This is a genomic window from Paenibacillus sp. Y5S-9 (assembly GCF_036894235.1).
GTDB lineage: Bacteria > Bacillota > Bacilli > Paenibacillales > Paenibacillaceae > Paenibacillus.
In genome coordinates, this window is the sequence record NZ_CP145887.1 from 6,052,707 (window position 1) to 6,069,844 (window position 17,138).

At 45.0% G+C, this 17,138-nt stretch carries 30 protein-coding genes and 1 pseudogene; all 31 read right to left on the bottom strand.

Annotation, left to right across the window (positions count from 1 at the left end; translation table 11 throughout):
• Positions 1 to 2: 2 nt before the first annotated feature.
• A pseudogene (gene sat, locus V6669_RS26650) lies at positions 3 to 1,170 on the bottom strand (sulfate adenylyltransferase).
• Positions 1,171 to 1,193: 23 nt separating this feature from the next.
• Positions 1,194 to 1,886 (bottom strand): phosphoadenylyl-sulfate reductase, encoded by a 693-nt coding sequence (locus tag V6669_RS26655; RefSeq protein WP_091039173.1) that lies wholly within the window; start codon positions 1,884 to 1,886, stop codon positions 1,194 to 1,196.
• A gap of 790 nt (positions 1,887 to 2,676) precedes the next feature.
• On the bottom strand, positions 2,677 to 3,069 hold the full coding sequence (gene rpsI, locus V6669_RS26660) for a 30S ribosomal protein S9 (RefSeq protein ID WP_017692105.1): 393 nt from the start codon (positions 3,067 to 3,069) through the stop codon (positions 2,677 to 2,679).
• A 19-nt stretch (positions 3,070 to 3,088) separates the two neighbouring features.
• Positions 3,089 to 3,526, bottom strand: a complete 438-nt coding sequence (gene rplM, locus V6669_RS26665) for a 50S ribosomal protein L13 (RefSeq protein ID WP_024633564.1) — start codon at positions 3,524 to 3,526, stop codon at positions 3,089 to 3,091.
• Positions 3,527 to 3,732: 206 nt separating this feature from the next.
• Positions 3,733 to 4,506 (bottom strand): tRNA pseudouridine(38-40) synthase TruA, encoded by a 774-nt coding sequence (truA, locus tag V6669_RS26670; RefSeq protein ID WP_338588646.1) that lies wholly within the window; start codon positions 4,504 to 4,506, stop codon positions 3,733 to 3,735.
• 159 nt (positions 4,507 to 4,665) lie between these two features.
• Positions 4,666 to 5,031, bottom strand: a complete 366-nt coding sequence (gene rplQ / locus V6669_RS26675; RefSeq protein WP_017692102.1) for a 50S ribosomal protein L17 — start codon at positions 5,029 to 5,031, stop codon at positions 4,666 to 4,668.
• Between the two features lie 34 nt (positions 5,032 to 5,065).
• Positions 5,066 to 6,010, bottom strand: coding sequence for a DNA-directed RNA polymerase subunit alpha (locus V6669_RS26680; protein WP_017692101.1), 945 nt, complete (start codon positions 6,008 to 6,010; stop codon positions 5,066 to 5,068).
• A 136-nt stretch (positions 6,011 to 6,146) separates the two neighbouring features.
• Entirely contained in the window at positions 6,147 to 6,542 is a 396-nt protein-coding gene (gene rpsK / locus V6669_RS26685; RefSeq protein WP_017692100.1) for a 30S ribosomal protein S11, read from the bottom strand.
• A 19-nt stretch (positions 6,543 to 6,561) separates the two neighbouring features.
• Positions 6,562 to 6,930: a 30S ribosomal protein S13 gene (gene rpsM, locus V6669_RS26690; RefSeq protein ID WP_062329455.1), complete on the bottom strand. Its 369-nt coding sequence runs from the start codon at positions 6,928 to 6,930 to the stop codon at positions 6,562 to 6,564.
• Between the two features lie 20 nt (positions 6,931 to 6,950).
• Positions 6,951 to 7,064 (bottom strand): 50S ribosomal protein L36, encoded by a 114-nt coding sequence (gene rpmJ, locus V6669_RS26695; protein ID WP_003333770.1) that lies wholly within the window; start codon positions 7,062 to 7,064, stop codon positions 6,951 to 6,953.
• Positions 7,065 to 7,216: 152 nt separating this feature from the next.
• Positions 7,217 to 7,432: a translation initiation factor IF-1 gene (gene infA / locus V6669_RS26700; protein WP_017692098.1), complete on the bottom strand. Its 216-nt coding sequence runs from the start codon at positions 7,430 to 7,432 to the stop codon at positions 7,217 to 7,219.
• 3 nt (positions 7,433 to 7,435) lie between these two features.
• Positions 7,436 to 7,744 (bottom strand): KOW domain-containing RNA-binding protein, encoded by a 309-nt coding sequence (locus V6669_RS26705; RefSeq protein WP_091039171.1) that lies wholly within the window; start codon positions 7,742 to 7,744, stop codon positions 7,436 to 7,438.
• 10 nt (positions 7,745 to 7,754) lie between these two features.
• Entirely contained in the window at positions 7,755 to 8,507 is a 753-nt protein-coding gene (gene map / locus V6669_RS26710) for a type I methionyl aminopeptidase (protein WP_036607191.1), read from the bottom strand.
• Between the two features lie 3 nt (positions 8,508 to 8,510).
• Entirely contained in the window at positions 8,511 to 9,155 is a 645-nt protein-coding gene (locus tag V6669_RS26715; RefSeq protein WP_036607188.1) for an adenylate kinase, read from the bottom strand.
• Positions 9,156 to 9,245: 90 nt separating this feature from the next.
• The gene (secY, locus tag V6669_RS26720; protein ID WP_047841120.1) at positions 9,246 to 10,544 is read right to left on the bottom strand and encodes a preprotein translocase subunit SecY; all 1,299 of its coding nucleotides are present in this window, start codon (positions 10,542 to 10,544) and stop codon (positions 9,246 to 9,248) included.
• On the bottom strand, positions 10,544 to 10,984 hold the full coding sequence (gene rplO, locus V6669_RS26725) for a 50S ribosomal protein L15 (protein WP_062836188.1): 441 nt from the start codon (positions 10,982 to 10,984) through the stop codon (positions 10,544 to 10,546). Before rplO ends, secY begins: the two co-directional genes overlap by 1 nt.
• Positions 10,985 to 11,027: 43 nt before the next feature.
• Positions 11,028 to 11,213 carry a 50S ribosomal protein L30 gene (gene rpmD, locus V6669_RS26730; protein ID WP_017692092.1) on the bottom strand — a complete coding sequence of 62 codons (186 nt, stop codon included), beginning with the start codon at positions 11,211 to 11,213 and terminating at the stop codon, positions 11,028 to 11,030.
• A 13-nt stretch (positions 11,214 to 11,226) separates the two neighbouring features.
• Entirely contained in the window at positions 11,227 to 11,724 is a 498-nt protein-coding gene (gene rpsE, locus V6669_RS26735; RefSeq protein ID WP_017692091.1) for a 30S ribosomal protein S5, read from the bottom strand.
• Between the two features lie 27 nt (positions 11,725 to 11,751).
• A complete protein-coding gene (rplR, locus tag V6669_RS26740; RefSeq protein WP_017692090.1) occupies positions 11,752 to 12,120 on the bottom strand; it encodes a 50S ribosomal protein L18 in 369 nt (122 codons plus the stop codon).
• A 117-nt stretch (positions 12,121 to 12,237) separates the two neighbouring features.
• The gene (gene rplF, locus V6669_RS26745) at positions 12,238 to 12,780 is read right to left on the bottom strand and encodes a 50S ribosomal protein L6 (RefSeq protein ID WP_017692089.1); all 543 of its coding nucleotides are present in this window, start codon (positions 12,778 to 12,780) and stop codon (positions 12,238 to 12,240) included.
• 30 nt (positions 12,781 to 12,810) lie between these two features.
• Positions 12,811 to 13,209 (bottom strand): 30S ribosomal protein S8, encoded by a 399-nt coding sequence (rpsH, locus tag V6669_RS26750; protein ID WP_017692088.1) that lies wholly within the window; start codon positions 13,207 to 13,209, stop codon positions 12,811 to 12,813.
• 32 nt (positions 13,210 to 13,241) lie between these two features.
• Entirely contained in the window at positions 13,242 to 13,427 is a 186-nt protein-coding gene (locus V6669_RS26755) for a type Z 30S ribosomal protein S14 (protein WP_013312154.1), read from the bottom strand.
• A 73-nt stretch (positions 13,428 to 13,500) separates the two neighbouring features.
• Positions 13,501 to 14,043 carry a 50S ribosomal protein L5 gene (gene rplE / locus V6669_RS26760; RefSeq protein WP_338588647.1) on the bottom strand — a complete coding sequence of 181 codons (543 nt, stop codon included), beginning with the start codon at positions 14,041 to 14,043 and terminating at the stop codon, positions 13,501 to 13,503.
• A gap of 32 nt (positions 14,044 to 14,075) precedes the next feature.
• Positions 14,076 to 14,429 (bottom strand): 50S ribosomal protein L24, encoded by a 354-nt coding sequence (rplX, locus tag V6669_RS26765; RefSeq protein ID WP_017692086.1) that lies wholly within the window; start codon positions 14,427 to 14,429, stop codon positions 14,076 to 14,078.
• Between the two features lie 39 nt (positions 14,430 to 14,468).
• Complete coding sequence (gene rplN, locus V6669_RS26770) at positions 14,469 to 14,837, bottom strand: 50S ribosomal protein L14 (protein ID WP_017692085.1); 369 nt, start codon at positions 14,835 to 14,837, stop codon at positions 14,469 to 14,471.
• 34 nt (positions 14,838 to 14,871) lie between these two features.
• Positions 14,872 to 15,138 (bottom strand): 30S ribosomal protein S17, encoded by a 267-nt coding sequence (rpsQ, locus tag V6669_RS26775; protein ID WP_017692084.1) that lies wholly within the window; start codon positions 15,136 to 15,138, stop codon positions 14,872 to 14,874.
• A 48-nt stretch (positions 15,139 to 15,186) separates the two neighbouring features.
• Positions 15,187 to 15,384, bottom strand: coding sequence for a 50S ribosomal protein L29 (gene rpmC / locus V6669_RS26780; RefSeq protein ID WP_017692083.1), 198 nt, complete (start codon positions 15,382 to 15,384; stop codon positions 15,187 to 15,189).
• A complete protein-coding gene (gene rplP / locus V6669_RS26785) occupies positions 15,374 to 15,808 on the bottom strand; it encodes a 50S ribosomal protein L16 (protein WP_017692082.1) in 435 nt (144 codons plus the stop codon). The genes rpmC and rplP overlap by 11 nt, the downstream gene beginning before the upstream one ends.
• A gap of 2 nt (positions 15,809 to 15,810) precedes the next feature.
• The gene (gene rpsC, locus V6669_RS26790) at positions 15,811 to 16,476 is read right to left on the bottom strand and encodes a 30S ribosomal protein S3 (RefSeq protein WP_076216858.1); all 666 of its coding nucleotides are present in this window, start codon (positions 16,474 to 16,476) and stop codon (positions 15,811 to 15,813) included.
• Between the two features lie 15 nt (positions 16,477 to 16,491).
• Positions 16,492 to 16,824 carry a 50S ribosomal protein L22 gene (rplV, locus tag V6669_RS26795; protein ID WP_024633583.1) on the bottom strand — a complete coding sequence of 111 codons (333 nt, stop codon included), beginning with the start codon at positions 16,822 to 16,824 and terminating at the stop codon, positions 16,492 to 16,494.
• 35 nt (positions 16,825 to 16,859) lie between these two features.
• The gene (gene rpsS / locus V6669_RS26800) at positions 16,860 to 17,138 is read right to left on the bottom strand and encodes a 30S ribosomal protein S19 (RefSeq protein ID WP_062836183.1); all 279 of its coding nucleotides are present in this window, start codon (positions 17,136 to 17,138) and stop codon (positions 16,860 to 16,862) included.

Consider the following 17,138-nt stretch of genomic DNA (forward strand, 5'->3'; position numbering starts at 1 on the left):
CGCTAGGACCGGACTTGCTCCGCCATTCCCTCAATCAGCACCTCAGCTACCTCAGGACGTGTAAATTCAGGTGGAGGGCACTGACCGCCACGGAGCAACCCGCGTACTTTGGTGCCGGAAAGCGCCATATGATGTTCTTTATCATGTGGACAAGTTTTGCTGGATGCCATGTTTCCACATTTGGTACAGAAGAAACTATGTTGGAAGAACAACGGAGTGATCCCCAGTTCCTCTACTGTAAAGTTAGTAAAGATCTCCTGTGCTTCATATGTTCCATAATAATCACCCACACCCTCATGGTCACGACCAACAATAAAGTGGGTACACCCGTAATTTTTGTGAACCATCGCATGGAAATAGCTTCACGTGGACCGGCATACCGCATGGCTGCAGGGAACACACCAAGAAACGCACCATCAGCAGGGTAATAGTTCTCCAGTAATACCAGATAACTCTTCATCCGAACATCTGCCGGAACACCGTCCGACTTCGTCTCTCCAACAAGCGGATTCAGGAAGAGTGCGTCTACAATCTCCATAGCGCTCTTCTGGATGTACTCATGAGCCTGGTGAACCGGATTACGTGTCTGAAAACCGACTACCGTCTTCCAACCCTTCTCCTTAAAAATCTTCCGGGTATCTACAGGATCATAATAGAACTCTTCAAATTTCGGAGGTTTTGGACGGTTCAGAACTTGGATTGGACCTCCTACGTATGTTGCAGGGCGCTCCAACAGTTTTTTTAACACCAGGGTGCACGGGATCATCTGTTTTGAGTACACGCCGGGCTTCTTCACCCTGATCCACCTGGTATACTTTGGACTTCAAGCAATCCATAAGTGACTGCCTCTTGATCACCAACAAGTTTCACACGTTCACCAATCTGAAGGGATGCGGCTTGTTTATCGTCAACAGCAAGTGTGATTGGTATACTCCAGGATTTCCCATCGGCGAGACGCATGCGAGACACCACCGAAAGGTAATCTTCCTCATTCAAGAAACCTTCAAGTGGTGAGAACGCACCCACACCAATCAGATCCAAATCTGATATCGTCCAGGTATTATAAGCAAAGAGGATAAATTTTTTACTGCCTTGCAACAATTGCTCCCGTTCTTTTCCTTGTACGATACGCTGATCCAGCGTACCTCCATGTGGCAGAATCGATGTCATCTTGTCAGTTCCTTGTGTATCTATTATTTATGAAGGCCACATTCCGTTTTATCATTACCAGACCAGCGTCCAGCACGAGGGTCCTCGCCAGGCATAACCTGACGTGTGCAATGCTCACAGCCAATACTCGGGTAGTTCTGATCATGTAGAGGATTATATACAACGTTATTGTCACGAATATATTGCCATACATCCTCCGTCGTCCAATGTGCAATCGGATTAAACTTCATCAGGCCAAATTTTGAATCATACTCAACCTTCTTGGAGTTTGCACGAGTTGGTGCTTGATCTCTACGAATACCTGTAATCCATGCATCATACTGAGAAAGAATTCGTGTTAACGGTTCGACTTTGCGAATGTTACAGCACGCATTCGGATCAGACTTCCACAACTCTTCACCGTGTTGAGCTGCCTGCTCTTCCGGAGTAATCTTAGGTGACACGCGTACAAATTCAAGGTTGTAGTTCTCTTGCATCTTATCACGTGTTTCATATGTTTCTTTGAAGTGGAAATCAGTATCCAGATAAAAAATATCTGTGGATGGGCTGATCTTCTGCAACATATCTACAAGTACAACATCTTCCGCACCAAAGCTACATGCAAAAGTGATATTAGGAAATGTTTCAATAGCATAACGAATAATATCCTCTGGACTAGCATGTTCCAGTTCCTCTGCCTTCGTCCGTGCCAATTCTTCTTTCTCCAACAAGTTCATCTGTGAATTTCCCCCATTCTGCATTTCAATACATCTTTAAGCCGACTAATCTAATATGAATTATGTTTAGTATAAATCTTTCAATGCGGATGTCAATGCCTGCCATATGGTAAAATAAATCAGTTTTTGCCCATTTTTGATTGTCGCTCTAACACAATATTTTAGTTCGATTTATCCATTTCTCAGTTCATGATACAAAAACAATGATGTTGGTCCAAGTCATTGGTCAGATGATAATACATCTCTTCAGCTTGGAAAGTTTTGCTGCTACTAGGTTTGGACAGTTCTTGCAGGCAAAAGCAGCATTCAAAAATCACTGGTCGATTGAAAATAAGAAAAAGAAGATAAAGTTTCAAAGGGAGCTGAGTGACAACATATATCAATTGATATGTAAGGGACTTTAATCGTTTCCATAAGAAATACTGATGAGACTTGCAGTAAAGAATTAAGTGCAAAACCAGTAAACCAAACGCTTTAAGAAATCCAGCGTAAGCGCCAATTGATGATTTTATAAGAAGGTGTTGATCGTGTGGTGACCGATGGGTAAGCGCAAAATGAATGATCTAAAACGATTAGAGAGGTTCAATAAGATGTAGATGTATTAACGTACATATTATAGGGTTGTATTGAGGGACATTAAAAGAAGATTGAAAAGGCAATGAAGGAAAAATGCACAAGCATGTGGAGAGACATCAGAGTTATGAGAGCTATTGCAAAACATATATAGTATAAGGTTGAATGGTCATGAATATATAAAAAAGCCTTTGACCGAGGCCAAAGGCTTTTAATATTAACGTTTGGAGAACTGAGGTGCGCGACGAGCCGCTTTAAGACCGTATTTTTTACGCTCTTTCATACGTGGGTCACGAGTCAGGAATCCTGCTTTTTTCAGGGATGCACGGTATTCCGGATCTGCTTTCAACAGAGCGCGGGAGATACCATGACGGATTGCGCCGGCTTGACCGGAGATTCCGCCACCATGAGCAATAACAAGAACGTCATAGTTGTTGAGCGTTTCTGTCAAGTTCAGTGGTTGTTTTACGATCAGTTTGAGTGTTTCCAAACCGAAGTATTCATTAATATCACGTTTATTGATGACAATGCGTCCTTCACCCGGTACAAGGCGAACACGTGCTACCGAATGTTTACGACGACCTGTCCCATAGTATTGTACTTGTGCCATGAAACTGTCCTCCTTTTAATTAACCGCGAAGTTCGTAAACTTCTGGTTTTTGTGCTGCATGTGGATGCTCAGTGCCTCTGTACGCTTTAAGTCTCAACTTCATTTTCTCGCCCATGCGAGTTTTAGGAAGCATACCGCGAACAGCCAATTCCAACATACGCTCAGGTTTGTTTTTAACCATCTCTTCAGCAGTAGTTACTTTCAAACCACCTGGGTGCATAGAGTGACGGTAGTATTTTTTACCTTGCATTTTCTTACCAGTCAATACGATTTTCTCAGCATTGATGATAACAACGAAATCGCCAGTGTCCACATGTGGAGTGAATTGTGGCTTATGTTTGCCGCGAATCAAAGCAGCTGCTTCGCTCGCCAAACGTCCGAGGGTTTTGCCTTCAGCATCAATGATGTGCCATTGGCGCTCAACTTCGTTAGGCTTCGCCATGTACGTAGTACGCATGAAAAGTTCCTCCTTAAAATGTTCAAAATCATCATTTTCATTTATCTTCGTTCGTTAAGTTATAACTTTAGGTGTTGATGGATTGTAAATTTGATGTGAACCTCTTAATTGGGGCTGTGGGAAAGCCATTAAGAAAACACAACTTTTATATTACATGATAGGCGATTAAATCGCAAGTGTTAATTAAGCTTTTCACTCACCAAAATTTAATCTTTTTTGTATTCAAGATCCCAGAGCATTAAACCGCAGCTAACTGCAGTAGGTCCTGCAGCAGATCGATTACATGCAGCAATCATATTCGGTACATCAGAGGCTTTCCGTTTGCCCTCTCCGATCTCCAGCAGTGTCCCAACAATGATACGAACCATATGCTGCAAAAAGCCGTTACCACTCACATAAATGTGAATGACACCCTGATCGCGCGGATGGTCTCTGCACATTGATCGGTCCACTTCCATCCATGCTTCGTATACCGAACGGACATGATTCTCTTTCTGAGACTTGCGTGAAGCAAAAGAGGTAAAATCATACGTCCCTATGAAATGTCGTAAGCCCTCCTGCATTGCCATAATATCAAGCTTCGCATGATGATGATATTGCAGTCTTCTGTTGAATACATCCGGAAATTGATTCGCATTGACTGTATAACGATACGTTTTCTTTTTCGCTGCATAGCGAGAATGAAAATCAGCCGAAACTTCAATCGCATCAATAACGACAATATCGGAGGGTAGTCTGGAGTTGAGTGCAATACACCAACGTTCAATCGGGATCTGGGACTCCGTAGGAAAATTGAAGATCTGTCTGCGAGCGTGAACACCTGCATCTGTTCGGCCTGAACCAGTAATTTTAACCTTCTCACCGGTTAAAGCACGAATCGCATCTTCAAGATGATCCTGAATGGTATTCCCGCCCGGCTGTACTTGGAAGCCATGATAGGCAGTGCCATCATAAGTTAACGTCATACATAAGTTCCGCATTATTACCACACCTTTGTTCCATACTATACATATCCCTATCCCGAACAGCAAAAGAAGCCCCTTACGGAGCTTCTATTACAGCACGAATTCCGAAATGAAGAGAAAAAAAGGGTTAATCCAGAATCGTTGATTCTGTCCCCTTTCCTCATCTCATCTGTTTTACGCGCGGTCTACCAGTTCCAAGTAAACCATTGGCGCTGCGTCACCACGACGAGGTCCCAGTTTCAGGATACGAGTGTATCCACCTGGACGCTCAGCGTAACGACCGGACAATTCGCTAAACAGTTTTTGGATTGCATCTTGCTCACCATCGATAGTTTCGCGGCGAACATAAGCTGCCACTTGGCGACGGGCATGAAGATCTCCCTTTTTCGCTTTAGTGATCAATTTTTCAGCAATAGAGCGAACCTCTTTTGCTTTCGCTTCAGTTGTCTGAATGCGTTCGTATAAGAACAGGTCGGTTACCAGGTCACGGAACAAAGCTTTACGTGCGCTGGAATTACGGCCCAACTTTTGGTATGCCATTGTTTTCCCTCCTTCACTTCAAGCACTCGGCTGTCTATTCTTCTGTACGGAGTCCCAAACCAAGTTCCTCAAGCTTCTCTTGAACTTCTTCCAAAGACTTGCGTCCGAGGTTACGGACTTTCATCATGTCTTCTTCCGTTTTCGTAGTCAGCTCTTGCACGGTATTAATACCGGCACGTTTGAGGCAGTTGTAGGAACGAACAGAGAGATCCAGCTCTTCGATCGTCATTTCGAGTACTTTTTCTTTTTTGTCTTCTTCTTTTTCGACCATGATCTCTGCATCTTTCGCTTCGTCTGTAAGACCCACGAAGAGCATCAGATGCTCAGTCAAAATTTTAGCGCCGAGGCTTACAGCCTCTTCAGGACGAATACTTCCATCAGTCCAAACTTCCAACGTGAGCTTGTCATAGTTGGTCACTTGACCGACACGCGTATTTTCCACAGCGTAGTTAACGCGACTGATCGGGGTGAAGATGGAATCGACTGGGATGACGCCGATCGGCTGGTCATCGCGTTTATTCCGATCTGCCTGGACGTAGCCGCGACCGCGATTGGCAAAAATACGCATGTGAAGTCTCGAACCTGGTCCGAGCGTAGCAATGTGCAAATCCGGATTAAGGATTTCCACATCGGAGTCAGCACGGATATCTCCAGCCGTAATTGCTCCTTCGCCTTCAGCATCAATCTCGAGCACTTTCTCCTCATCAGAATGAATCTTAAGCGACAAAGCTTTCAGGTTAAGAATAACCTCCGTTACATCTTCCATTACGCCAGGAACTGTAGCAAATTCATGCAGAACGCCATCGATTTGAACCGAAGACACTGCCGCACCCGGCAGTGACGAGAGCAAGATTCGGCGAAGCGAGTTTCCAAGCGTCGTACCGTATCCGCGCTCAAGCGGTTCTACTACGAATTTCCCATAGGTGCCATCATCGTTGACGTCTACCGTCTCAATTTTCGGCTTTTCGATTTCAATCACTGCAATACCCCTCCTTCAAAACGTCGGTCCTCTATGAAACATTTACCTTCTCTTGCGAAAACATGTAGTAGTATGCCTAAACAACCATTATTAGCAGATTGTGCCGGAAATATACCACACGCAGGGGCAAATCTCATTAGACACGACGACGTTTTGGAGGACGGCATCCGTTATGCGGGACTGGAGTTACGTCTTTGATCAGGTTAACTTCAAGACCAGCAGCTTGCAAAGAGCGGATCGCTGCTTCACGGCCTGCGCCTGGTCCTTTAACCATAACCTCAACGGCTTTCATCCCATGTTCCATTGCAGCTTTGGCAGCAGTCTCAGCAGCCATTTGTGCAGCAAACGGAGTCGATTTACGGGAACCTCTGAATCCGAGGCCGCCGGAGCTTGCCCACGAAATTGCATTTCCGTGAGGATCCGTAATAGTAACGATAGTGTTATTGAAAGTGGAACGGATATGCGCCACGCCAGATTCAATATTCTTACGGTCACGACGTTTAGTACGTACGACTTTTTTCGGTTTAGCCATTTTCTCTTATCCCCCCTTATTATTTCTTCTTGTTCGCTACTGTACGACGAGGACCTTTACGAGTACGAGCATTCGTTTTCGTACGTTGTCCACGAACAGGCAGACCACGACGATGACGAACTCCACGGTAACAACCGATCTCCGTCAAACGTTTAATATTCAAAGAGATTTCTCGACGCAGGTCACCTTCTACTTTGACCTCTTTATCGATACTTTCACGCAATTTGCTGACTTCATCTTCCGTCAAATCACGAACACGAGTGTCCGGATTGATGCCTGTTGTGCTCAGAATTTTCTGGGAAGTCGTTTTACCGATTCCGAAAATATAAGTCAAGGCGATCTCAACGCGCTTATCACGTGGCAAATCCACACCAGCTATACGTGCCATTTTACGCTACACCCCCTTCTTTAACCTTGTTTTTGTTTGTGTTTCGGATTTTCACAGATAACCATAACATTCCCTTTGCGGCGAATGACTTTGCATTTTTCGCAAATCGGCTTGACCGAAGGTCTTACCTTCATGTGAATTACCTCCTCAAAGTTTTGCTAAGCAAAACCCTCTTCGTAAGCATTGACCTTGTTCTACTATTGTAAAACCGGCTTCGAAGCTTTCGCAAGTTTTGCCGGGCAAAACCCGCTACATAAGCTTCACAGTTCATTGCAACTGTCTACTACTATTTACGGTAAGTTATGCGACCTTTTGTTAAATCATAAGGCGACAACTGAACAACTACTTTGTCTCCAGTCAGGATACGGATAAAGTGCATCCGCAGTTTTCCGGAAACGTGAGCGAGAATTTGATGACCGTTCTCAAGCTCAACCTTGAATGTTGCATTCGGTAGCGGTTCGAGAACCGTACCTTCCACTTCAATGACATCTTCCTTGGCCATTAGTCAGTCTCCTTTCTCTTCAGCTTGAATGTTGGTGGATTCCAGAAATGAATGAACCGCGTAACGGAGCTTTCCATTTGTCACCCGACCACTCTCGTTTAAACTGTTCACAACCTCGCTGCTAATCATGGGCTGGAGTTCAAGATGAAGAAGATTCTTCTTCTTAGGTTGATCAAACTTACGTTTGTCTCCATCCGCAATATATACGAACTTACTGTCCGCTATAGCAACAATTACTGCGGCTTGGTCCGCATTGCGGCCTTTACGGATCTTCACAAGTTGACCGAGCTGCGGATTAGACTGACTGTTCATGCCTCATCACCTACGCATTCAGTTTCGTGAAAATTTCCATACCATCTGGTGTAACTGCTACGGTGTGTTCAAAGTGGGCACATAACTTACCATCAACCGTGACGACAGTCCAGTTATCTTCCAACGTTTTCACATACCGTCTACCTACGTTAACCATCGGCTCTATGGCCAGCACCATGCCCGCTTTAAGCCGTGGTCCCCGATCGGGAAGACCATAGTTCGGAATCTGTGGTTCTTCGTGCAGATCTGCGCCTATGCCGTGACCGACATATTCACGAACTACGGAGAACCCTTCATCTTCAATATATTTCTGAATCGCATGAGATATTGTAAACAAGCGAACGTCCGGTTTCACCAGCGCCAGACCTGCGTATAACGAAGCCTCGGTAACGTCCAGAAGACGACGGGCTTCTTCGGAAATACGGCCGACCGGATAAGTCCAGGCGGAATCTCCATGATACCCCTGGTACTGCGCGCCAATGTCAAACGTAACGATATCGCCCTCGTTCAACTTGCGTTTGCCGGGAAATCCATGTACCAACTCTTCATTAACTGAAGCGCACACACTGGCAGGGAAACCGTTATAACCTTTGAAAGACGGCACAGCTCCTTGACTGCGGATATATTGATCTGCCATATGGTCAAGTTCTCCAGTCGTAATACCGGGAGCGATATGCTCTGCCAAGAGACGATGCGTTTCCGCAACAATTCTCCCTGCTTCCCTCATCAAGCCCAGTTCCGTTTCGGACTTACCAATGATCATCAATTAACCTCTCAGTAAGGACACGATTTCTTGAGAAACTTGATCGATATCCTGTTCTCCGTTCATTTGACGAAGAAGACCTTTAGTCTCATAGAACGTGAGGAGTGGTGCTGTTTTGTTGATATACTCGTCCAGTCGTGTACCTACACTCTCTTCATTATCATCAGAGCGTTGATACAACTCACCAGCGCATTTATCACAAATACCTTCCTGCTTAGGCGGATTGAATACCACATGATAAGTGGAACCACAGTTTTTACAAATTCGACGCCCCGTCAAACGAGCGAGTAATTTGTTGCGATCCACTTTCAGGTTGATTACATGATCGAGACCTGAGTTCAATCGATCCAGAATGCCATCGAGCGCTTCTGCTTGCGAAAGGGTTCTTGGAAATCCGTCCAAGAGGAAACCTTCTCTGCAGTCAGGCTGCTGCAAACGTTCTTCAACGATGCCAATGGTTACATCATCTGGTACAAGCAATCCTTGATCCATATATTCCTTGGCTTTCATGCCAATGGGAGTTCCCTGTTTGATCGCTAGACGAAATGCATCGCCTGTTGAAATATGGGGAATACCGAACTCTTTCACGATGACGTCTGCTTGCGTTCCTTTTCCTGCCCCCGGAGGGCCCATGAATAGGATGTTCACGTTATGTCACTCCCTCCAAGACTACCCTACATCAACAAACAGCACAATAGGTGCCGGCAAGTAAATCTTCACTCGACCGGTACCTATTGCCTATTTATTGATAAAACCTTTGTAGTGGCGTTTGATCAATTGGCTTTCGATTTGCTTCATCGTATCCAGCGCAACACCGATAACGATCAGGAGGGATGTTCCTCCAATTTGCGCAGATTGAGGCAAACCAGAAAGTGCCCCTAAGAATACAGGCAGAACGGAAATGACTGCCAAGAAGATGGCTCCGGCCATTGTCAAACGAGTCATGACACGGGTCAGATATTTCTCGGTTGCTTTACCCGGGCGAATGCCTGGGATGTAACCGCCGTTCTTTTTCATATTGTCAGCCATCTGCTGTGGATTCATCTGTACAAAAGTATAGAAGAATGTGAAACCGAAGATCATCACGACATACAGCAACATACCAAGAGGTTTGTGTGTAGTCAGATTCTGTCCGATCCACTGTGCCCAGAGGCGATCTGCCCAGAAGTTGGCGATGATCGTTGGGAACATCAACAGCGATGAAGCAAAGATGACAGGGATAACACCTGCTGCATTAATTTTCAGCGGGATATGTGTATTCTGTCCACCGTACATTTTGTTACCTACGACACGCTTAGCGTACTGTACCGGAATCTTCCGAATCGCCTGCTGAATGTAAATGACCCCTATGATGATCAACACAATAACAATTGCGATGATAACACCTTTAAGAATATTCATAAACAGTTGGTCAGGTTGAATGAAGTCAGATTCGATTGTTTGTTTGATAATGTTAGGCACCGTAGATAGGATACCCGCAAAGATCAAGATCGAAATCCCGTTTCCTATGCCCTTCTCAGTGATCTGCTCACCAAGCCACATCAGGAATGAAGTACCGGCCGTAAGTACAATCGCGATCAAGATATAATCTGCAAATGTAGCGTTAGGCACCATCTCTGTATTGTACAAGCGGTTGAATCCGATCGACGTACCAAACGCTTGAATCAATGCCAGCCCGATGGTTAAATAACGGGTCAACTGTGCAGATTTCTTCTTACCTTGTTCACCTTGCTTTGCCCACTCCGCTAATTTAGGAATAACGTCCATGGAAAGCAACTGTACTATGATAGACGCAGTGATGTAAGGCACGATCCCGAGCGCAAATATCGAGAACTGGAAGAGTGCTCCACCCGAGAACGTATTGAGAAGTCCAAAAACTTCTTTACCCGCAGAATTTGTCGCTTCGAACACATCTTTGTTAACTCCCGGTACGGGAACAAAGGAGCCGATGCGGTAAATGATCAGTACAAAAAGGGTAAATAATACCCTTTTGCGCAGATCTTCAACCCGCCAGATATTCTTTAGGGTCTTGAACATTAAATCACCTCGGTTGTACCGCCGGCAGCTTCAATTTTCTCAATAGCAGATTGAGAAAACTTGTTAGCTTTAACAGTCAGCTTCACAGTGACATCACCGTTACCCAGGATTTTGATTCCGGATTTAGCGTTTTTAACTACGCCGTTCGTCATCAAGAATTCTGGAGTTACTTCAGTACCCGCAGCAAAACTGTTCAGGTCTTCAGTATTCACAACTGCATATTCTTTGCGAGTTGGGTTTACAAAACCACGTTTTGGCAAGCGACGATACAATGGATTTTGTCCACCTTCGAAGCCTGGACGTACTCCACCGCCAGAACGAGCGTTTTGTCCTTTGTGACCGCGACCTGATGTTTTACCTGTACCACTACTTGGACCGCGACCAAGACGTTTACGTTCTTTGCGGGATCCAGGAGATGGTGAAAGCTCATGTAACTTCATCGTTCGTTGCACCTCCTTAAAGATTTGTGGGATTAACCCGATATTAAGCTTCTACTTCTTTAACAGCAACCAAGTGGCTTACTTTGTTAATCATACCACGGATGGCAGGATTATCGTTTTGTACCACTTTGCTATTGATTTTGCGCAAACCCAATGTTTTCACAGTTGTTCTTTGCGTCTCCGGACGTCCGATCAAGCTGCGGACGAGGGTAATTTCTAATTTAGCCATGAGAATTCCCTCCTTAACCCAGAAGCTCTTCGACGGATTTTCCGCGCAGTTTAGCCACGTCTTCAGCACGCTTCAAACGGGACAAACCTTCCAAAGTCGCATTGACCATGTTCATGGAATTCGAAGAACCCAGAGATTTTGTCAAAATGTCACCTACACCAGCAAGTTCGAGAACCGCACGTACAGGACCACCAGCGATAACACCAGTACCTTCAGATGCTGGTTTCAACAGCACGCGTCCTGCGCCGAACTTACCTGTTACCAAGTGAGGAATCGATGTTCCTACGAGTGGAACGTGTACAAGGTTTTTCTTAGCGTCTTCAATACCTTTGCGAATTGCATCAGGTACTTCGCCCGCTTTACCGATACCAGCTCCAACCCAGCCGTTGCCGTCGCCGACTACAACCAGTGCGCTAAAGCTGAAACGGCGTCCGCCTTTTACTACTTTAGCTACGCGATTAATATTTACAACTCTTTCAGTCAGTTCCAAAGTATTCGGATCTACACGCAAGTCGTTAACCTCCTTTTGAAAAATATCTTAAAACTCAAGTCCTGCTTCACGAGCCGCTTCAGCCAATGCTGCGATACGACCATGGTACAGATAACCGCTACGGTCAAATACGATGTTGGAAACACCTTTGTCTTTCGCACGTTTAGCAACGAGTTCGCCAACTTTACGAGCTGATTCAACAGATGCACCATTTTTGATGTCAGTGCTCAATTCTTTGTCTACGGTAGACGCGGAAGCGATTGTTACACCAGCAACATCATCGATGATTTGAGCATACATATGTTTACCAGAACGGAATACGTTCAAACGAGGACGTGCTGCCGTTCCTTGGATTTTCTTACGAACACGAAGGTGTCTTTTCAGACGAGCCTTATTTTTATCTGGTTTCGTAATCATCTCAAAGATTCACTCCTTTCAGGTTACCTCGCTGGCTTCAAAGCAGAAGCCACGGGGTATATTAGAAACACACGAAGCAAGCAAGCCGAAAGCCGCGCAAAGGCGGTAAGAGAAATCTTATTTCTTCTTACCGGCTTTACCTTCCTTACGGATGATACGCTCGCCTTCATATTTAATACCTTTACCTTTGTACGGCTCAGGTTCACGTACGGAACGGATTTTAGCAGCGTAAGCACCTACACGCTCTTTGTCAATTCCGCGAACGATGATTTTTGTATTCGAAGGTACTTCGAATTCGATTCCCGCTTCCGGTGTAATTTCAACCGGGTGAGAGTAACCAACGTTCAGAACGATTTTATCTCCGGATTTGCTTGCACGATATCCGACCCCAACCAATTCCAGAGATTTCGCGAATCCTTCAGTAACGCCGCTCACCATATTGTTTACAACGCTACGCGTTGTGCCGTGCAAAGAACGGTGAGTTTTGTTATCGGAAGGACGCACAACTGTGATTTCGTTATTTTCAACTGTAACCTTCATGTCTTTATGAAGCTCACGAGTCAAAGTTCCTTTAGGTCCTTTTACCGTAATAACGGTGTTGTCCAGGGTGATGTCTACACCACTTGGTACTGTGATTGGTTTGCGACCAATACGAGACATATGTTGCACCTCCTATCTTGTGACGTTATATTACCAAACGTAGCAAACGACTTCTCCGCCGGATTTCGATTGACGAGCTTCTTTGTCCGTCATGATACCTTTAGATGTCGAGATGATCGCGATTCCCAGGCCACCAAGTACACGAGGTACTTCGTTGCTTTTCGTGTAAACACGAAGACCAGGTTTACTGATTCTTTTCAGACCAGTGATAACGCGCTCGTTATTTTGACCGTATTTCAGGAAAACACGGATAATCCCTTGTTTGTTATCATCGATAACTTCAGCGTCACGGATGAAACCTTCACGCTTCAGGATATCGGCGATTTGTTTTTTCATTGTCGAAGCAGGCATTTCTACCGTTTCGTGACGAACAGTGTTCGCGTTACGAATACGAGTAAGCATATCTGCAATTGGATCAGACATAGTCATTGTGAGTTAACCTCCTTCCCGTTCAGGACTTTTTACCAGCTTGCTTTTTTCACGCCAGGGATCTGGCCTTTATAAGCTAATTCACGGAAACAAATTCTGCAAATTTTGAACTTTTGCAGGACCGAATGTGGACGTCCGCAACGCTCACAGCGTGTATATGCACGTACTTTAAACTTAGGTGTACGTTGTTGTTTAACTTTCATCGAAGTTTTTGCCACTTAGCCTGACACCTCCTAAATAATTTCGGAGAAAAGGGAGTCTTTCCAGACACCCGGAAACGTTATGCCAACATTACTTAACGAAAGGCATTCCCATTTGCGTGAGCAATTCGCGGGACTCTTCGTCTGTTTTCGCCGTTGTTACGATGACAATATCCATACCGCGGACTTTATCAACTTTATCATACTCGATCTCTGGGAAGATCAGTTGTTCTTTCAGACCCAGCGTGTAGTTACCACGTCCGTCGAAAGCTTTGCTCGATACACCGCGGAAGTCGCGGACACGAGGAAGCGTAACGTTGAACAGTTTATCGAGGAAGAAGTACATACGCTCGCCGCGCAATGTTACTTTAACACCGATAGGCATATTCTCACGCAGTTTGAATCCTGCGATAGATTTTTTTGCACGAGTGATTACAGGTTTTTGACCTGCGATCAGTTGCAAATCGTTTACTGCGGAATCCAACACTTTGGAGTTTTGGACAGCCTCGCCCACACCCATGTTGATAACGATTTTCTCGATTTTCGGCACTTGCATTACCGTTGTATAGTTAAACTTCTGCATCAAAGCAGGAGCGATTTCTTGCAGGTAACGTTCTTTCATTCTTGATGCCATGAATCATAGCCCTCCTTTCTCATTCGGTTCAATTAGTCGATAATTTCTCCGGAACGTTTAGCAACGCGCACTTTCTTTCCGTTATCCAAAACTTTGTAACCTACACGGGTTACTTTTCCGCTCTTCGGATCGATGTGCATTACGTTGGAAACGTGAATCGGAGCTTCCTTCTCGATAATGCCGCCTTGCGGATTTTGCTGGTTAGGCTTCTGGTGTTTTTTCACCATGTTAACACCTTCCACAAGGACGCGGTTCTCACGAGGATAAGCAGCGATGACACGGCCTTTTTTACCTTTGTCTTTACCGCTGATCACCATAACCGTATCTTCCTTCTTAACGTGAAGTTTGTTGTTATGGGATTCCAGAACTTTTTTCACTCTTGGCATTTCGTACACCTCCTGTTTCTAACATCACGAGATTAAGCTTTAGATAACTTCTGGAGCCAAGGAAACGATTTTCATGAAGTCTTTATCGCGAAGTTCGCGAGCAACTGGTCCGAAAATACGTGTTCCACGTGGGCTTCTGTCGTCTTTTACAACAACCGCTGCATTTTCATCAAAACCGATGTAGGAACCGTCTTTACGACGTACAGAACGTTTCGTACGAACGACAACCGCTCTAACTACATCACCTTTTTTGACAACGCCGCCTGGTGTTGCTTGTTTAACAGAACAAACGATCAGATCACCGATTTGAGCTGTACGACGTCCCGTACCGCCGAGTACGCGGATACACATCAGTTCCTTCGCACCGGAGTTGTCAGCCACAGTCAAACGTGTAAATGGTTGAATCATTTAGTATTCCTCCTTTCAGCAGTGCTGCTGAGCATTAGATGATAACCGCTTTTTCTACGATTTCAGTAAGTCTCCAGCGTTTATCTTTCGAAAGCGGACGAGTCTCCATGATTTTCACCGTGTCACCGATTTTCGCAGTGTTTTCTTCGTCATGTGCTTTGAATTTTTTAGTAACCTTAATGCGTTTATGGTACAAGTTGTGTTTTTTGTAAGTTTCTACAGCAACAACAATTGTTTTGTCCATTTTATCGCTGACCACTTTACCAGTTTGCACTTTACGTGCGTTACGTTCTTCGCTCATTGTTGGCCTCCTTCCTGATTACGGACGGATTGTCCATCCTATCCCTAATTAACCGATTCCCAATTCTCTCTCACGGATAATGGTTTTAGCACGAGCTATTTCTTTCCGCACATCACGGATGCGAGTCGGGTTATCCAGCTGACCGGTAGCTAATTGAAAGCGGAGGTTAAAGAGTTCTTCTTTAAATCCGGCAATCTTTTGCTCGATTTCAGCAGAGGTTAGGTTGCGAAATTCACTAGCTTTCATTTGCTTCACCACCCAATTCTTCACGTTTCACGAACTTCGTTTTGATTGGCAGTTTGTGAGCGGCAAGACGCATTGCTTCGCGTGCAATTTCCTCCGGTACACCAGCAAGTTCAAACATGATCTTACCTGGTTTCACTACTGCAACCCATTTTTCTACGTTACCTTTACCGCTACCCATCCGAACCTCGAGAGGCTTTTGAGTGATTGGTTTGTCTGGGAAAATTTTGATCCAAACTTTACCACCACGTTTGATGTAACGAGTCATCGCAATACGAGCCGCTTCGATCTGACGGTTCGTAATCCAAGCCGGTTCCGTAGCTTGCAGACCGTATTCGCCAAAGTTCAGAGTCGTTCCGCCTTTAGCTTGGCCTTTCATATGTCCACGTTGTTGCTTACGGTGTTTTACGCGTTTTGGTACCAACATGATTAGTTGCCTCCTTCCTTAGCAGCTTGTTTCTTAGCCGTAGGAAGAACCTCTCCACGATAGATCCATACTTTTACGCCGATACGTCCGTAAGTAGTATGAGCCTCTGCTGTACCATAGTCAATGTCAGCACGCAGTGTGTGCAGTGGAACAGTTCCTTCGCTGTAGCCTTCAGAACGTGCGATCTCAGCACCGCCAAGACGTCCGCCTACTTGAGTTTTGATACCTTTAGCACCGGAGCGCATAGTTCTTTGAATTGCTTGTTTCAGAGCACGACGGAAAGAAACACGACGTTCCAATTGTTGTGCAATGCTTTCAGCTACAAGAACAGCGTCCAAGTCTTGGTTCTTAATTTCAGAAATGTTGATGTGTACTTTTTTACCGCCAGCAATTTTCGTAATTTGGTTACGAAGATTTTCAACTTCCGAACCACCCTTACCAATAACCATACCTGGTTTAGCAGTGTGAATCGTTACGTTTACGCGGTTAGCCGCTCTCTCAATTTCTACACGAGATAAAGCGGAGTCTTTCAATTTATTTTTCAGGAATTCACGAATTCTCACGTCTTCCATCAAAAGATCACCGAAGTCTTTGCCTGCATACCACTTAGATTCCCAGTCACGGATAATTCCGACACGGAGTCCGACTGGATTTACCTTTTGGCCCACACATTTCCCCTCCTTCTACTTCTCAGATACCACCAAAGTAATGTGGCTAGTACGTTTGTTAATACGACTTGCACGTCCCATTGCACGAGGGCGGAAACGTTTCATTGTCGGTCCTTGGTTCACGTAAGCTTGCGAGATAACCAAGTTGTTAACATCCAAAGAATAGTTATGTTCCGCATTCGCAATAGCGGAGTTAAGCAACTTCTCAACGATTGGAGAAGCGGATTTCGGAGTGTGACGGAGAATGGCAACCGCCTCACCTACTTGCTTGCCGCGAATTAAGTCAACAACGAGTTGAACTTTACGAGGAGCAATCCGGATAAACTTAGCATGTGCTTTTGCTTCCATTGTGTAACCTCCTCTCAAACATTAAAGATGTTCATTTATCTTCTTGTTTTCTTATCATCATCAGTATGGCCTTTGTACGTACGGGTTGGAGCGAACTCACCCAGTTTGTGTCCGACCATGTCCTCAGTTACATACACTGGCACGTGTTTACGACCATCGTAAACGCCAAATGTGTGTCCGATGAATTGTGGGAAAATTGTAGAACGACGGGACCAGGTTTTGATTACGTTCTTCTTACCTGAAGCTTCCATCTCTTCTACCTTTTTGAGCATGTAGCCATCAATGAATGGCCCTTTTTTCAAACTGCGACCCAT

What these genes read in the sequence shown, in the direction of transcription:
- V6669_RS26655 (WP_091039173.1), bottom strand. Translation starts at nt 1,886, where the DNA reads ATGAACTTGTTGGAGAAAGAAGAATTGGCACGGACGAAGGCAGAGGAA.
- rpsI (WP_017692105.1), bottom strand. Translation starts at nt 3,069, where the DNA reads ATGGCACAAGTACAATACTATGGGACAGGTCGTCGTAAACATTCGGTA.
- rplM (WP_024633564.1), bottom strand. Translation starts at nt 3,526, where the DNA reads ATGCGTACTACGTACATGGCGAAGCCTAACGAAGTTGAGCGCCAATGG.
- truA (WP_338588646.1), bottom strand. Translation starts at nt 4,506, where the DNA reads ATGCGGAACTTATGTATGACGTTAACTTATGATGGCACTGCCTATCAT.
- rplQ (WP_017692102.1), bottom strand. Translation starts at nt 5,031, where the DNA reads ATGGCATACCAAAAGTTGGGCCGTAATTCCAGCGCACGTAAAGCTTTG.
- rpsK (WP_017692100.1), bottom strand. Translation starts at nt 6,542, where the DNA reads ATGGCTAAACCGAAAAAAGTCGTACGTACTAAACGTCGTGACCGTAAG.
- rpsM (WP_062329455.1), bottom strand. Translation starts at nt 6,930, where the DNA reads ATGGCACGTATAGCTGGTGTGGATTTGCCACGTGATAAGCGCGTTGAG.
- rpmJ (WP_003333770.1), bottom strand. Translation starts at nt 7,064, where the DNA reads ATGAAGGTAAGACCTTCGGTCAAGCCGATTTGCGAAAAATGCAAAGTC.
- infA (WP_017692098.1), bottom strand. Translation starts at nt 7,432, where the DNA reads ATGGCCAAGGAAGATGTCATTGAAGTGGAAGGTACGGTTCTCGAACCG.
- V6669_RS26705 (WP_091039171.1), bottom strand. Translation starts at nt 7,744, where the DNA reads ATGAACAGTCAGTCTAATCCGCAGCTCGGTCAACTTGTGAAGATCCGT.
- map (WP_036607191.1), bottom strand. Translation starts at nt 8,507, where the DNA reads ATGATCATTGGTAAGTCCGAAACGGAACTGGGCTTGATGAGGGAAGCA.
- secY (WP_047841120.1), bottom strand. Translation starts at nt 10,544, where the DNA reads ATGTTCAAGACCCTAAAGAATATCTGGCGGGTTGAAGATCTGCGCAAA.
- rplO (WP_062836188.1), bottom strand. Translation starts at nt 10,984, where the DNA reads ATGAAGTTACATGAGCTTTCACCATCTCCTGGATCCCGCAAAGAACGT.
- rpmD (WP_017692092.1), bottom strand. Translation starts at nt 11,213, where the DNA reads ATGGCTAAATTAGAAATTACCCTCGTCCGCAGCTTGATCGGACGTCCG.
- rplR (WP_017692090.1), bottom strand. Translation starts at nt 12,120, where the DNA reads ATGATTACGAAACCAGATAAAAATAAGGCTCGTCTGAAAAGACACCTT.
- rplF (WP_017692089.1), bottom strand. Translation starts at nt 12,780, where the DNA reads ATGTCTCGTATTGGTCGCAAACCAATCACAGTACCAAGTGGTGTAGAC.
- rpsH (WP_017692088.1), bottom strand. Translation starts at nt 13,209, where the DNA reads ATGACTATGTCTGATCCAATTGCAGATATGCTTACTCGTATTCGTAAC.
- rplE (WP_338588647.1), bottom strand. Translation starts at nt 14,043, where the DNA reads ATGGCATCAAGAATGAAAGAACGTTACCTGCAAGAAATCGCTCCTGCT.
- rplX (WP_017692086.1), bottom strand. Translation starts at nt 14,429, where the DNA reads ATGCCAAGAGTGAAAAAAGTTCTGGAATCCCATAACAACAAACTTCAC.
- rplN (WP_017692085.1), bottom strand. Translation starts at nt 14,837, where the DNA reads ATGATTCAACCATTTACACGTTTGACTGTGGCTGACAACTCCGGTGCG.
- rpsQ (WP_017692084.1), bottom strand. Translation starts at nt 15,138, where the DNA reads ATGAGCGAAGAACGTAACGCACGTAAAGTGCAAACTGGTAAAGTGGTC.
- rpmC (WP_017692083.1), bottom strand. Translation starts at nt 15,384, where the DNA reads ATGAAAGCTAGTGAATTTCGCAACCTAACCTCTGCTGAAATCGAGCAA.
- rplP (WP_017692082.1), bottom strand. Translation starts at nt 15,808, where the DNA reads ATGTTGGTACCAAAACGCGTAAAACACCGTAAGCAACAACGTGGACAT.
- rplV (WP_024633583.1), bottom strand. Translation starts at nt 16,824, where the DNA reads ATGGAAGCAAAAGCACATGCTAAGTTTATCCGGATTGCTCCTCGTAAA.
- rpsS (WP_062836183.1), bottom strand. Translation starts at nt 17,138, where the DNA reads ATGGGTCGCAGTTTGAAAAAAGGGCCATTCATTGATGGCTACATGCTC.